The 15,411-nt window shown below is 40.3% G+C and carries 11 protein-coding genes; 6 read left to right on the top strand and 5 right to left on the bottom strand.

Annotated features, from left to right (window positions below; translation table 11 throughout):
* From gatA to HMO_RS0110160, 4 genes are read right to left on the bottom strand one after another with little or no spacing between them, the layout of a single operon-like run.
* Positions 1-1,488, bottom strand: a complete 1,488-nt coding sequence (gene gatA, locus HMO_RS0110175; RefSeq protein ID WP_010302424.1) for an Asp-tRNA(Asn)/Glu-tRNA(Gln) amidotransferase subunit GatA — start codon at positions 1,486-1,488, stop codon at positions 1-3.
* A gap of 8 nt (positions 1,489-1,496) precedes the next feature.
* Positions 1,497-1,784: an Asp-tRNA(Asn)/Glu-tRNA(Gln) amidotransferase subunit GatC gene (gene gatC, locus HMO_RS0110170; RefSeq protein WP_010302421.1), complete on the bottom strand. Its 288-nt coding sequence runs from the start codon at positions 1,782-1,784 to the stop codon at positions 1,497-1,499.
* A 24-nt stretch (positions 1,785-1,808) separates the two neighbouring features.
* Positions 1,809-2,576, bottom strand: coding sequence for an exodeoxyribonuclease III (xth, locus tag HMO_RS0110165; protein ID WP_010302416.1), 768 nt, complete (start codon positions 2,574-2,576; stop codon positions 1,809-1,811).
* A 45-nt stretch (positions 2,577-2,621) separates the two neighbouring features.
* Entirely contained in the window at positions 2,622-2,819 is a 198-nt protein-coding gene (locus HMO_RS0110160) for a hypothetical protein (RefSeq protein WP_010302414.1), read from the bottom strand.
* Positions 2,820-3,201: 382 nt separating this feature from the next.
* Between HMO_RS0110160 and HMO_RS0110150 the strand changes: the two genes are divergently transcribed.
* The 3 genes from HMO_RS0110150 (at position 3,202) to HMO_RS0110135 (ending at position 7,973) form a co-directional block, all read left to right on the top strand.
* Positions 3,202-3,405, top strand: coding sequence for a hypothetical protein (locus tag HMO_RS0110150; RefSeq protein WP_010302403.1), 204 nt, complete (start codon positions 3,202-3,204; stop codon positions 3,403-3,405).
* Positions 3,406-3,785: 380 nt separating this feature from the next.
* Positions 3,786-5,960, top strand: coding sequence for a methyl-accepting chemotaxis protein (locus HMO_RS15740; RefSeq protein ID WP_010302400.1), 2,175 nt, complete (start codon positions 3,786-3,788; stop codon positions 5,958-5,960).
* Positions 5,961-6,896: 936 nt separating this feature from the next.
* Positions 6,897-7,973 (top strand): bifunctional GrpB family protein/GNAT family N-acetyltransferase, encoded by a 1,077-nt coding sequence (locus HMO_RS0110135; protein WP_052572032.1) that lies wholly within the window; start codon positions 6,897-6,899, stop codon positions 7,971-7,973.
* Positions 7,974-8,287: 314 nt separating this feature from the next.
* On the opposite strand, the gene HMO_RS0110130 is transcribed toward HMO_RS0110135, so the two are convergent.
* A complete protein-coding gene (locus tag HMO_RS0110130) occupies positions 8,288-8,734 on the bottom strand; it encodes a hemerythrin domain-containing protein (RefSeq protein WP_010302392.1) in 447 nt (148 codons plus the stop codon).
* Between the two features lie 640 nt (positions 8,735-9,374).
* Here HMO_RS0110130 and HMO_RS0110125 point away from each other — a divergent pair.
* The 3 genes from HMO_RS0110125 to HMO_RS0110115 all read left to right on the top strand — a co-directional run bounded on the left by HMO_RS0110125 (position 9,375) and on the right by HMO_RS0110115 (position 14,946).
* Positions 9,375-9,677, top strand: a complete 303-nt coding sequence (locus HMO_RS0110125; protein WP_010302389.1) for a hypothetical protein — start codon at positions 9,375-9,377, stop codon at positions 9,675-9,677.
* A gap of 358 nt (positions 9,678-10,035) precedes the next feature.
* A complete protein-coding gene (locus HMO_RS0110120; protein ID WP_033444709.1) occupies positions 10,036-11,511 on the top strand; it encodes a sensor histidine kinase in 1,476 nt (491 codons plus the stop codon).
* Between the two features lie 327 nt (positions 11,512-11,838).
* On the top strand, positions 11,839-14,946 hold the full coding sequence (locus tag HMO_RS0110115) for a hypothetical protein (protein WP_010302383.1): 3,108 nt from the start codon (positions 11,839-11,841) through the stop codon (positions 14,944-14,946).
* The last annotated feature ends 465 nt before the right edge of the window (positions 14,947-15,411 follow it).

Here is a 15,411-nt window from a genome sequence, read left to right as displayed (position 1 = left end):
TTAAGCTGCCTTTCTGAGATCTTTAACTAAGGTGGAAAAACCCGCACATTCTTCTAAGGCTAAGGCGGCATTGAGAAGACGTTGTTCACTTAAGCGTGGCCCGATAAGCTGCAGGCTTAAAGGCAGTCCTTTTTTATCCAGACCTGAAGGAATAGCAATGCCCGGAAGATTGGCTAAGTTAACAGTTACGGTATAAACATCTTGCAGATACATTTGCACCGGATCGGTTGGTTTCTCATCCAAAGCAAAGGCTGAACCCGGCGTTGTTGGAGTTAACAGTAAATCAACTTCTTTGAAGATCTGCTCAAAGTCCTGTTGAATTAAAGTACGAACCCGCTGGGCTTTCAAATAATAGGCATCATAATAACCGGCTGACAAGACATAGGTGCCAATCAAGATCCGACGGCGAACTTCTGCGCCAAAACCGTCGCGGCGGGTATTCTCATAAAGATTATCTAAGGTGCTACCTTCTACTCGTAACCCATAACGGACTCCATCATAGCGCGCCAGGTTAGACGACGCTTCTGCAGGGGAGATCACGTAGTACGTCGGCAAAGCATACTTTGTCATCGGTAAAGAGACGTGATGGATGGTGGCGCCTTGGGATTTAGCCCACTCAATTCCTTTGTTAACTTCAGCCATCATTTCGTCATTCAGGCCATCCAAATATTCTTTGGGGATGCCAATTTTTACGCCTTTAAGATCACTCTGGAGCAGAGAAGAATAGCTTGGAATTTCTACAGGTAAAGAGGTTGAATCAAGAGGATCATGTCCTGCCATGACTTCAAGCATTAAAGCGGCATCGTGGACGGTATGGGTTAGCGGTCCCGCTTGGTCAAGCGAAGAAGCATAGGCAATCATGCCGCGGCGCGAACAGAGTCCATAAGTGGGTTTAATGCCAATCAGACCCGTAAAGGCGGCAGGTTGGCGGATCGAACCACCGGTATCCGACGCTGTCGCTGCCAGCGCCATGCGTGCGGCCACGGCGGCCGCAGACCCGCCTGAGGAACCACCCGGACATAATTGTTTTTCTGGACGGTCTTTCTCCTTCCAAGGGCTGATCACATTGCCATAATAGCTGGTGGTATTGGACGAGCCCATGGCAAATTCATCCATCGCCACTTTACCAAGCATAACCGCTCCCTGATTCCATAGGTTTTGGGTCACCGTGGATTCATAGGGCGGGGTAAAGTTGTGAAGCATTTTAGAGGAGGCCGTAGTGAGGACCCCTGTCGTGCAATAGAGATCTTTAATAGCTAATGGTAAGCCTTCTAACTTGCCAGCTTGGCCGGCCGCCAGACGGGCATCCGAAGCTTTGGCTTGTTCCAGTGCTAGGTCAGGAGTTTCGGTGATATAAGCATTTAAATGACGATTCTTCTCCATCTCATCAATGAAGGCTTGCGTCAGTTCAACAGCAGTAAATTCTTTGCGGGCCAGCCCTTCTTTAGCTTCAACCAGCGTTAATTCTGTAAGATTTGTCTTTGTCATTCTAAAACCTATTCAACAACTTTAGGAACGGCAAACATACCGTGGGCTTTTTCGGGAGCATTGGCAAGGATGGCATCAACAATGTTGCCATCACTTACACTGTCGGTGCGTTCCGGAAGGTGTTGAGCTTGTTGTTCAGAGAAAACGGCCACCCCATCAGTATTTACTTGCTGGAGCTGGTCAATCCAAGTCAAAATTCCGTTTATTTCCATTTTCATCGCGTCCAGTTCACTCTCTTCAAGCTTGATGCGAGCTAACTTAGCGACTTTCATCACGTTTTCTCTGGTTAATGACATATCTTTCTCGTCTGTTCCTTTTAATTACAGTAAGGTGCACCAGGTTGGCGCATGATCTGATGCTTTTTCCAATCCCCGCGGCTCTCGGTCAACCCCAGCCCCGGCCAAGCGATCAACTGCTTGAGGGGAAAGCAATAATAGATCAATCCGCAATCCATCATCTTTCGCCCAAGAACCGCTGCGGTAATCCCACCAGGTGTAAGGACCTTTGTCATGATGATGAAGACGGATAGCATCACTATACCCAAGATTCAGGATAGCTCGCAAGGATTTCCTCTCAGGCGTAGAACACAAGATTTGTTCATGCCAGCCTTTAGGATCATTAACATCATCATCGGTAGGGGCGATGTTGTAATCACCACCAATCACAAAGGCTTCCTCATAAAGCAAAGTCGCTTTTAAGTGATCTTTTAAGGCTGCCAAAAATGAAAGCTTGTAATGATATTTGTCGCTACCAACGTCACCACCATTCGGCACATATACTGAGGCGACACGGACCCCATTGGTAACAGCTTCGATATAGCGGGCTTGCTCATCGTCTGCAAAAGTCGGCAGACCACAGCTGATATCTTCTAAGGGAAATTTCGATAAGATTGCGACGCCGTTATAGCTTTTTTGACCATGGATGGCAATATTATAGCCGCAGTCCTCAATGGCCTCCTGGGGGAAATCATGGTTCTGGCACTTGGTTTCTTGCAAAAGCACCACATCTGGATGATTCTCGCGCAGCCAAGTGGTAATATTTTCTAACCGGGCGCGAATCGAATTCACATTCCAGGTAACGATTTTCATGAGCAGATCCTTATCTATTTTCTCTGGATCTGACCCTATCAGAACTTAACAAGCTTGGAAAGGGGGGCGATTCTGGTTGGCAGCTTCTAAAGGCACCAAAAAGCTGTTGACCTCTTGCCTGGTAAAATCTTTGGTATCATCTTCAGGTTTTTCTGGGCATCCAAGCGTGCCGTCTGCCATCGCTTTAAAAATCTTGCGGCTCATATAAGCGAGCTGATATTTCTTAATTGTACGGATTACCATTTTAAACTCTCAAAGGGATCTTTGCTTTGCTTTAGGGAAAAAGCGATAATTTTTTATCTATTTTGTATATAGAAATGGTGCACCCTTTTTTCAAGAAAACTTTTGGTAAAAATATAAATGGTCAACCGCCCGCTACTCCGGCTTTGTAATCTGTTTAGTTGTTGATTCTCCGCTTAATAAGCCTAAATTTTTTCTCTCTTTTTTTCCTCTCAACCCCCTCTTGACATTTATTTTTCATCTTGTATGATTACTGTACATAAATCAAAAATCAAACTCTTTAAACCTTCTGATCTTAATATTTTGTGGTTTTAAATTAAGAGTTACAGGGCGGTTTGAAGCGGATGAGTGAGCAAAAGATGAATTCATAAGAGGAGGAGAAGTCATGAGTTTGCACCATAAACACCATAGGCGTCATGCCGCGACACGAATTAGGGCCATGCGTCGGAAACATAACCCTTTCTTGGAGCACATTAACGAATTTATCATGTGTCTGCTGATTATTCTGCTCCTGGATATAATTTTTTCCTATTATCTAACACCTCAACTGGGTGAGTTCAGTGATTTTATGAACCAGATGGGCCATTAAATGGAAGCAATTGCAAGCAGTTGAGGATGATGTTTTAGCAGCGCTATAAGAAGAGGGCCGTAACCATTAAAAGAAGATTATATTCGGAAAGTTTAAAATCTTTCTTTGATCGAGTTACTGAAATTTTCAAGCTAAAAATGTAGGGGGGTAAAAAAGATAGTTTTTACAGTAAAATGGCGTTTTAGAGTATTTTTCAAATAAAGAAATTGACGCTGTAGCCTATAATAAAGTCACTTTTTTACAGTCGAGCTTGTTAGGCTCTGGCTAGAAGAGAAAAAAATCAATAGATAAATCAATTATTTCTTGGTGTAAATTAACTTTTTATTCATAAATCTTGCGAATAATAACATTAGTTTACTAATGAGGGGCTTCCTACAATTATGACTAATTCACTATCTTCTAATACTTCAGCACCAAGAAGTTTATTGAACTTTTTTAGAGGTATTGCTTTAAAGCTCTGTATGCTCTTATTAGCGATAGGGATTGTACCGGCCTTAGTCATCTACATAATTTTTACCAATCAGCAAGATACCTATTACAAAGCCCAAGCTAGGACTTTAGAAGACTTAGCAGTAAATGTTAACTCTATTATAGATCGCAATTTATTTCAGCGCTACGCTGATGTTAAAGTCTTTGCTATTGATACCGCTTTAGATGATCCCGCTAATTGGAATAACACGTCTCCAACTAATCCTTTAATAGATGCTATGGATCAATATATGCAATGTTTTGGTTTCTATAGATTGATGATGGTCGTCGACACGAAAGGTAATGTGCGTGCGGTCAATTCTAAGGATGCCAAAGGTAATACCATCCAAACGACTTCTCTTTATAAAGAAAATTTCGCTAATGAGCCCTGGTTCAAAAAAGCCATAAAGGGTGAATTTTTACAAGGAAAGAACGGTTTTACCGGCGCTGTTGTTCAAGGTCCCTTTGTGTCTGAGCAGGTCGCTAAAATTTATGGTGAAGATGGCTATGTCATGGCCTTTTCCACACCAATTAAGGATCCAAAAGGAGAAGTTACTGGGGTATGGGTGAACTTTGCTACGTTTAATTTTATTGAAGACGTTATCTCCCAACTTTATGATCAAGTTAGTAAAGGCTTAAATAAAAAAACCAGTATTACTTTGCTTGATCCTAAAGGTAATGTCCTGGCTGATTTTGATTCAGAATTTCTGAAAAATGGACAGTATCACCGTGATCTTAATATAGTAGGCCGCTTTAACTTAATAGAAGAGAAGTTAGAACCTGCTATAAGAGCCGTACAAGGCCAAACCGGAAGCATGCTTTCGACGCATACCCGCAAGAAGACAGAGCAAGTGGCTGGCTATGCGCCAAGTATGGGGGCCTATGATTTTCCCGGCTTGAAATGGTCGGTTGTTGTCCGGGTTTTTGCTGAGGAAGCATTTGCTGACTTGAATAGGGTTGCCAATATAATCCTCATGTCCCTCGTTATCATTGCCTTTGCTACCTTAGGAATTGGTATCCTCAGCGGCTATATCTTCACCAAGCCGATCAAAGCTTTAACAGATCGCATGTTTTCTCTGGCCCAAGGCGAAAAGTTTGCCAGAATCCCCGGTCTCAGCCGTAAGGATGAAATCGGCGCGATGGCTCAAGCGGTCGAAGTCTTTAGGGAGAACGCCCTTAAGCTTGATCAACTTCAAGCTGAAGCCGAAGCAAGTAAAGAAGAAAATGAGAGACAACGTAAAAAAGCAATGGCAGAACTGGCGCAGAAGTTTGAAGCTAGTGTCGGGCAAGTGGTCGATGTTGTCTCACGAACGGCTCTGCAAATTAATGATTTCGCCAAAGGTATGGCGGCAAAGGCAGAGCAGAGCAATGACAAGTGCACCGTGGTCACCACCGCTTCTTCTGAAGTTACTGTTAATATCCAAGTTATTGCTAGTGCTGCAGAAGAATTATCGCGCTCCGTCATGGAAATTAGCCAGAATGTTAAAAACTCTTCTAGTATTGCTAACAAAGCAGTTGATAGCGCTGCTAAAACCAATGAATCAGTTAAAGGGTTGAGCAATGCTGTCAATAAAATTAGTGAAGTGATCTCTCTCATTAACGATATTGCTGAGCAAACCAACTTACTTGCTCTAAATGCCACCATTGAAGCCGCCAGAGCCGGGGAGGCAGGTAAGGGCTTTGCCGTGGTGGCCTCTGAAGTTAAAACCCTTTCATTGCAAACATCTCAGGCAACAGAGAATATTAGAGAGCATATTCAAGGGATTCAAAATGCCACCGATGAAGCCGTCAAAGCAATTCAAGGAATTGTATCGACAATCAATGAGATCAATGAGATCGCAGCTGGTGTCGCTTATGCTGTCGAAGAGCAAGGAGCAGCAACACGAGATATTGCTAATAATGTCCAGTTTGCCGCTAATTCCACTGATCAATTATCGAATAACATTGTCGAAGTTAGCCATAATACTCAAGACACCGGCCAAGCTGCTGAGCAACTCTTAGGCGAAGCCACCGAAATGAGTAAACAGGCCAGCACCCTCAAGAGTGAAGTTGATAAGTTCTTATCGGCCATCAGTCAGGATAAATAAAGCTGTCATCAACGGTGATGCGGGGGCCCTCTATCGTAGAGGCCCCCGTTTTAAATTATCAGCTAAGACATTTGAAAAGGACATATATTGATAATAATTATCACTTCATAAATTGGCGAGAGTGAGAGAGGGCGAAGGGAAGCTTACAAAAACGGTATCTTCCTGAAGTGATATTATTTTATTTGTAAGGTAAGAGAATTTTTCAAGCCATGGAAGCTTTATGAGAGCAAGAAAATGGCTGCACTATCTGCCACAATGGACTCTTCCTGATGTACTTAATTTCATCTCACTCTTACTAAGATCTGCATTTATTGCTAAACGGTTTAAAATAACAGTACAAATCCTATATGCTGAGATCCTGCACCTCAAGACCATTGAAATTGTTGTACGAAAAAACAGGAAAGATTATGGTGTACTTACGTAATTGCCGCTTAAGCCTTGTAAGGAATGAAAAAGCCAGAAAGACTTTCTCAAATAATCCTATCAGGTTTGCGCGAGAGCAGAAAGATATGCTTTATCCGCTTCAGATTATCAGTACTCTAGTAGGTTGTTAATACTTACAAAAGCAACCTAACGAGTTATTCGATTGACTCTTATATTTTTATCAGCATTTAAAAAAGCTTTTATTACACTGTACGTGGGTCTCTGCTTGAATTTTTGCAATGATTTTAAGGCATCAGCTCTTCGCAGATCTCTTCTGAATTCCTCAGCGACCTTTTCAAGAATAATATACGCTTCAATTTAGGTATCGGTCCTTTGATTCTCAAAGGTTTCTTTGCATTTTCTAGCAAATTATTGAAATCTAGGGTCAAGAATCTTAGCCATAATTTCATTATAAAGATTGCTAAAATTATCTAGCTGAGTAAATTTTTTATCTACTGTTCTAGGATCATTAGGTGAAGATTTGACCATATATGGGAAGCCAATGTATCTGCATTGGAATCTAGCAGCCTAGTATCGCAACTGAAGGCTTTAGTTACTACTTGGATAGTTGCTATTAAAACTGGTAATGATAGTTTGCTGCTGATTTGTAGTGATAATGGAAAAGAGCTTATAGCAATGAAACAAGATAAGATAATTAAAGTTGTTCCCTATAACGCCGAATGGCCAGCGCTAGCTGAGATAGAGACAGCAAGACTTAAAGAAATTTTAGGTCCAGCCTGTATAGAGACACATCATATTGGCTCAACATCGGTTCCTGGACTTGCAGCAAAAGAAGACCTTGATATCCTATGTGTGGTTGATAAATTAGAGTCTTCACTAACTCTAAAAGATATTGGTTATGCTTTTAAAGGTGAGTTCAACATACCGCTTCGCTATTTTTTCTCTAAGAACACAGATACATGTAAAGTTAATTTACATGTTACTGAAAGAGAGCATGGATTCATTAGTCTTAATTTGTGTTTTCGGGATTATCTAAGGTCACATGAGGATTGCCGTAGTGACTATCAAAAACTAAAGTATCAGTTGCTGCAAGATCCTACTTCTTTTGAACGTATTAATGGCAGGTTTCCTAAGTATACTTTAGAAAAAAATCATTTCATCAAAGATATATTAAATCAGGCGGGATATAGTGGCATCAATTTTAATTTCTGTATACATACTGCAGAATGGGAGGCAGCAAAACATTATAGGCAGAGCTATTTCTTTAACTCGGCTTCAGTAGATGATCCTTATACCTGGACTTTCAATCATCCCAATCATATTCATCTGGTTATGTATATGGGCATCAGGATTATAGGCTATGCTCACCTTCAGTTATGGCCGGATCGATGTGCTGTCTTGCATATCCTCACCATTCATAAAACACAGAGAAATAAGGGACAGGGAAAAAGATTTTTACATCTCCTTGAGAAATGGCTAAAAAATAAGCAATTTAAAAGTCTTCATATAGAAAGTCCTGTTGAAGTCTTACCTTTTTATAAGAAATATGGTTACACCAGTGTACCCTTCAATGATTCCGACGAGTATAAGATTAAAGCTGGAGTTACTCCTCTCGGTAAATTCTTGTAACGCTCTTCCATCCCTATAAACTTATTTTATAAGTTATCAATTATCAGGTTTCAATGGGATAGGTTAATGGTTTCAGTTATTATCTTCGTTCAAACTAATGCCAAAGTATAAGATATTCAGCCTAGATTTTTACATAAAGAGACTTTGCTCCCCTATACAGCAAATGGGTAAAAGAGGGAAAGGCAAGCGTGCATCAGGATGCTCTTGATAATATTTTATTATTATACTCTATTTGTCATTGGTAATAAATGATAGCATCCAATTTTGGTTTAATAAGGTGGAAAAGTTGAGTGGACGTTTCGTCCACTAAATATTTATAGCTTGGCAGACCATTCTTTCTTAGCTTTTTGGAATTCGTCAGCTAGAGTATGATGTTGGCCGGCTTTCATGATTTCTTTAGCTTTATCAAAAGACTCAGTTTCTTCCGTTTCAATGTGATGAAGCAGATTTTTTTGAATCTCAAGGAGCTGCTTCATCCAATTCTTATCGCCAGGATTATAATTTTTGATCGATTCAAAGAGTTCCTCAACTTCCTCATGCTCTTCTTTGCTATGCTCAATAAGATCACGAGTTTCTGCATTTTCTTGAAGAAACTTATAGAAAATTTGTTCCTCAGCCCGATTATGCAGCGTTAATTCCATGGTTAACTTTTCCAGTAGCTCTGTTTGCTTATCTTGATCGGTATCCTTAATGGATAACATTTCTCCAAGAATTTTTTTGACGAGGTTATGATCATTGCGGATAACTTCAAAGATAGTCATTTTAATCTCCTGGTTAATTAATGATTTTCTAAGAATATATAAAGTGTTCTTGCTAGGACTAGGAGAAAAAAAGAAAGAATTTGATCTCTATTTCAAATTATTTTAGATGAGCATCATCGATATTTGTTTTTATTGAGAGCCGAGTTGCTTGGTCATGCAGCTAGCAGCTTAAAGAGTCTTCTCAAGAATGCATTATATCAGCTTGGACATCAAATATTTCTGCTAAGAGGGGCTTTCCAACCTTATCTATACGTTTTAAAGGAAGATAACATTATAGCCTTCAGAAACTCACCATGAAACTGAGTAGGAAGTCTTATTTGACTTCGAAGTGTGTTATGGCCCCCGTAATTGCCTCATTATATCAATATTACTTATTTTAGTAATTTTTATCAGGAGTAATTTATGACATCTTTCCTGCATAAGATTGAGGAGGATTTAAGATACAAAGAATTATACTCATATTGGCTTAACATGTGATTGAAGAAGATTTACAGGTATTACCTAAAAGCCATATGTTTCGTTATAGCGGAGAATAAAAGTCCCTACTGGAACAAGCAGTTGATCAACCTACAGGCTTATATTCTCCCTGAAAGAGGCGTTGAGTATAAATGGTACGTTTTTTAAAAAGGAGGTAAAGAATATGGCTAACAAATTTCTACATACCGCAATTTTAACGATTCTCTCAATTTCCAGCGGAATTGCGTCAGAAGCTACGGCAGGGGCATGGAAAACTACAAATCTTACCTCAGACGAGCAGGAGATTGTAGATAGGCATCTCCAAGATAATCCGGGCCAGCAATTTGCAGGAATTCAGCCTGATCCTGTATCCACGCCCGGAGATAATGCCAAACAAGCAATATTTGGTCCTCCAGATTCTAGCAAAGAGGAAACACAGAAATATTTCGACAATCTTGCTAAGGATTCAACAAGCAAGAAAAAATAAGATATCCATTCTTGTTATAATTGAAACTTTTCTCCTACAAAGGCCAAATTTTCTTGGCCTTTTATTATTGTCAATCTCTCTTTTAAAAATCTACCTTATGCACTGTATAGTACATAGCTCAGTAGCCCTTTGTGACATAATATTACCTTTAAATAGGGATAACTTAAAATAAACTTTGCAGTTAAAATAATAATCCCTTGCTATTTTATTATGGCTATTGACACAGGAAATAAAAGTTTGTAAGCACAAGAAAGCTCTTCAACATAACTTTATATGCGTCCTTTTTAACCGCCAAATGACAACTGCAGCTCCTCAATTTTTTAGAGCATTTTATCAAAACTCTTCTGCTATCAGGGTAATGACTGTTAACAACCCTTTTAGCTTTAAAATAGTAAACTATTCCAAAAAATTATTAGAATTATTGGAATACAGCGAAGAAGAATTATTAAGCATTAAATCCATGCATGGACTTTACCATCTGGATTGCTATGAGGCCTTAGATCAGCTACGGATCTCATATCTGAAACAAGGGTCGGCCTATGGGGTTGAGTTGTTTCTTAAAACTAGAAACAATAAAAAAGTTCCCATTCACCTTGATCTTCAGCCCCTTAAAGATCGACATGGCAATATTATTTGTAACCATGCTCTTTACAAACTTGTCTCTCAGCAGGGCATTGATAGTGATAGCGAATTTATTAAAGAGCAACACCACCTTGAGTCATTAAACAATTCCTTTATCGAAGTTCAAAGTTTTTATGCGTATTTCTCTGAATTTTATGAGAATGCACCCGATATGCTGATGTCAGCTGCCGGCAGAGACGATGATACTGAGAACGTCCGGATTACGAATTGCAACAATACGCTTGCTCAAACTCTTGGATATACAAAAGAAGAAATTATCAATATGAAGGTGTATGATCTTTACCCACCTAGCGCCCTACAAGAAGTCCAACGAATGCGGCAGCATCTTCTTTGTCATGATCATGTAAATAACTGGGAATTAACCCTGCAGAAGAAAAATGGAGAGCAACTCCCAACGGCTTTAAGTGCGCGAATTATCAGAGATGGTAAAGGGGAATTTTATAGTATTGGCATGTGGAGAGATATAACAGACCTCGTTGAAGCACGTCGCCAGCTTCAAACAACAAATTCTTTGCTAAGGGAACAAAACGAGGAAGTAAAGACCCTTATGCATCTGATGTCGCATGATGTGCAAGCGCCTATCCGAGCGGTAGAGATCTATACACAACTTGTGCTCGAGGAAACTAAAGATATTCTACCTGAACCCGCTCTAGAGTATCTCCATAAAGTGCAGAAGAGTGCCAGAAGGCTGTATCACCTTACCTGTAATATCCTTTCATATTTCTTCTCAGGCGCTTCAGAAAGTCAAGAAGAGACCTGTTTAGAGGAGATTATAAACCATGCTAAACCTTATATGGAATTACCCGCAGCGACACAAATCATTTTAAAAGATAATATACATTCTTTTAAAACAAAAAAGACTCTTCTATCGCAAATATTTTATAATTTGGTCTCCAATGCTGTCAAATATCATCACAATCTAGAAGCAGCAGAAATTTGTATAGAAGGAACTGATTCAGGCAAATATTGGCTTTTTAGTGTTAAGGATAATGGCCCGGGTATTGCTCCGCGGTTCCATGAAACTGTTTTTGAGCCCATGAAAAGACTGAACACCGGTAAAAGCGGTGTCGAGGGCAGCGGCATGGGCCTGGCGATTGTTAAGAAACTTATTACTCAAGAAGGCGGGTGGATTGAATTAGAGTCCAATGAGGGGAAAGGGGCCCAGTTTATTTTTACCTGGCCAAAATCCTAACAATATTACGGTATTGCCTTGAATAGCGCTTCTCTGAACAATTCTCCCTCAACGGGGCACAATATTATATCTGTGTTTTCTAAGCGCCGTCAGCAGCAATCGATACAGTAAGTTTATGAGAATCCCTCTCAACCATTGGTAGTGAGGATAGTTAAATAGGGGGCGGCAGAAAGTAATTCAGGCCTTATCTATTTTAAGAATATAAATCTTGAAATACTTTAAAAGTTCTTCATAAAAACATCCTTATTGATTCTCTTGTAAATAGATCTCATTATTCCACTATAAAATTAAATGACTAAAAGAGCCTTCCTTTAAAGAGAATATAAAATGCAAACCTTATTTAAGTCTTCTATATATGTAAGATATTTACTGTTGGGCATAGGTTGGACTCAGCCAGTTTTTGACACGGTCCAGGCGCAAGACACCGCGCAAGATCGCAGCCAGCCAATGAGCAGGGCGCTGATCGTGTATAGGAACGCTGCTAGTATTGGTCCAATTTTTGCTAGAGTAGAAGAAGAGAGAATTACTCAAGAACGCCAAAGCTTTGTAAAGCAAGCGAGTTTTTTCATAAAACCGAGTATGACCCTATATGAGCGTGAAAAGACTATTAATGCCATAAGAGAGCTACCTTCAGAAAAGCGAGATGCTATTCTCCAGGTAGTTAGAGAGGTGATCAGGTTTGATTCTGATGCGTTTGAACATGTCCTCAATATAATTAAAAACCTATCTCAAGCTGATCTTATAAAAGCCAATCATATTGCTGCATCTCTCTTTACCCCTAAAATAAGTGTTTCTACGCGTTTAAGAATGATTAATGTTCTAAAGGATTTAGCTATCACTGATCTGGATGAAATTAAAACTTCTCTGCAATTATTATTAGGGCCTAAACCTAGGGACCCCTACTGGAAAAGGTTGCTAGATATAATTGACCACATTTCTCTTGCTATGCTTAAGAAATTTATCCTTATAACAGGAGAAGCCGTTGGAAAATATATGACGGCACTTGATCGAATGCTGATGGCTTCATCCTTCGCAGAGATTCCTGCCATGGAATGGGAGGACGTGCTTCATTGTGCTACCAAGATTATTCCCTCTTATATGGAAGGTATATATAAGGTGAACATCATCACGATGCTTGGTCGATTATCTAATTCAGAACGTCTCCAGGCACTTCCTCTTATTCAAGAGTGGGTGCGACCAAAGATGGCTGCGAGTGACCAATTTAAAATTATTGAAGCCATACTAAAGCTACCTGCAGCAGAATGGGGATCGGTTCTGACGCATGCCGCTAGTGTTATTGAGCCGACGATGAATGCATATGAGCGCTTGCATATTATTGAAGAGATGCAGTTGCTCCCTTATAACCAGCGAGAAGAGGTCTTGCCTATTGCAAAAAGCATAATAACTTCAGATATGAATGCTTATGTGCGAGCAGGAATTATTAGTAAGATTAATGCAATTCCCCCACAGCACCGTGAAGAGACGATTCCTTATGTGCGTGCTTTGATGGCAAAAGGTCAAATTAATGAGGGCATAGAGGACTTCTTTGATGCTGTTAGTTCGCTTGCCAGTGCGGAGCGTCAAGAAATTATAAATTACGCTTTGCCTTGCATAAGTGAAGGAATGCAAGGTCAGCATTGTAAACGTCTCCTGGAAGCAATTAAGGCAGTGCCTTCACATGAGCGGCAAGAAGTCATAACTGAGGCCCTGGCCGTTAGAGAAATACGAAAATTAGATAGTGGTATCCTTATTGAAGGAATTATGAGCATTCGACAGCAGGACCGTAAAGAGATTATAAAGCTTGCAGAACCTTTCTATAAAAAAATGGGGTATGGATATCAAGCACATATTCTATGGCAGGCTATTGCTGAAATTGCAGCTGAAAACCGTGCTCACGTTCTGGAGAATACTCGCAGTTTAATAGATTTTCCTTGTGACTATGATGATTTTATTGGTATTATTCTTTATCTCAATAAATTGGAGGTGACAGAGCAAAAAGCGCTATGTGAAGCCATCATAGGCACTTATGGAAAAGTTCAATATGCTACACTGCTTCAATGCTTTTCTTTGGTTCCATTAACTGCCATAGAAGACCTGGCTAGCCGCCTTAAAGCGGAAAACCAAGAAGCTTTCTCACTCAACTATTTATGTAAGTTAATCAGATCAGATGCTGATTTCCAAACGACGGTATTTGCTTACTGGCATCATTTGTTCTTACAGCCTAATGAAGCTCGCTCAAAAAAGATCGCAGAGTTTATTCTTAATAATGTTGTAAGGTTAGGAATTTATGATGAGCACCCGACAGTCCAGGAAGCAGAACAAATCATGCTTTTGCTTGAGCGTTCAAATGATCCAAGTAATCCTTATCATTTCCATCGTCAAACTTTGAAAAAAAGGCAGGACCCTGTGGATTGGTCATCAATCCAGCTTCCGGTGGAGATTGTTGATGGCTATAGGCTTACACTTAACCCCGCGTATCTCAAAAGCTTAACTCAGGAAACAGTTTTATTTGCGGAGCTCCCGCCCTTTAACCGTGAGTTATTGAAAGAGCTGGATGCCGGTATAAGAGCTAAACTTCAAGCAAACCCTGCTTTGGCGTCGGAAATTGCTCAAAATTACTCTGCTACCTATGATAGTCTCTATCAAGGCTGTTTGGGCAGTACGCTTTTACAAAACCTTCTTAATACTCAAGGGGATAAGGAGGCGCCCGTACCTTTGACAGCGGCTAAAATGATGGCCATTGTTAATTTCCTCGGAAAATTACCCAATCAGGCATCCGCCGATGAAATTCTGTCTATTCAAGAGCAGACATTTTTGCAATTAATGGCTTCAATTCAGCACTGCTCTACGGGTAAGGAAGAGGGAATCCATTTGTATTACAATAATCTTCCTTCTGAATATAAGTTTAATGGGTTGTCTACCGATGCCTCTGATGCCGAAAAGGGCAGACAATGGGTCAATTGCATTTTACAAAAAGAAATTGAGGCTCTTCTGTCGGGGACCACATCCTATTTCCAAGCGTTAATTGGAATGCAGCCCCACGAGCAAGTCGAGCAAGCTTCCCATCAGGCGCGCTATGTTAAAAATGTTATCGCGGAGGAAGTGGGGCTAGGCAGATTTTTATCCTTTGATCGCCATTCTTCTTGTATCTATCAAAAGCTTATCAATAAAACTAAACAGGAGCTGATTCAACAGTTTTACCATCACTTTCTGCCGTATGGGCTCTATCAAGCGGTCCTAAGCTCAGCCCAAAGAGAGTTACCGATCAATGCTAAGATATACACCTGGCTCGCCGCTGTGCTATCTGAGCCGGAGCAGCAAGAGGCTTGGGAGATTGATTTAAAGTCAGGCACGACAAGCTTAACAGAAAAGGGAGCCTTGGTGTTGCTCAAGAAGCTGAATATTCTGCGTAACCCTCTAGGGAGCGAAAGTTAAAGGGCTAAGCGATGGCTGGGACGAGGGAGCCATAGCTTCACCGAGAGCAGTTACATCCCAGAAATTGGATGTAACTACAAAGAAGAGAACCCTCATCTGCTTTATTTTAAGCTTACTTAAAGGCGGCCATAGGCTTCTGCTGTTCTATGTTGACATTAAGTCGTCACCAAACTTAGAAAAGTGTAAAAAATTTAACACTCATTCCTGAAGTCTCTTCCCATTATTCCTAGGCGTTTGAGTATCATATGGCTCCTAGGCTGATTAATGATCTAAGGTGCAAATTTACAGGCCGACGGAGTTTAAATAGCCCCACTAACCTTAAAATTTTTTGTTGACTTGTTTCCTAATTAGGGTATACAAAAATTATCTTCCTCTTCCTTTTAGAACCTCTCTCCCTTTTGACAATTACCGATCGATAAGCCTTCTATCACTTATCTCTCCAGCTTTACCATTTTAAAGTTTACC

The organism is Candidatus Odyssella thessalonicensis L13 (assembly GCF_000190415.1).
GTDB lineage: Bacteria > Pseudomonadota > Alphaproteobacteria > Paracaedibacterales > Paracaedibacteraceae > Paracaedibacter > Paracaedibacter thessalonicensis.
The sequence above is the reverse complement of the archived record's forward strand: the minus strand, read 5'-3'. Positions and strand labels throughout refer to the sequence as shown.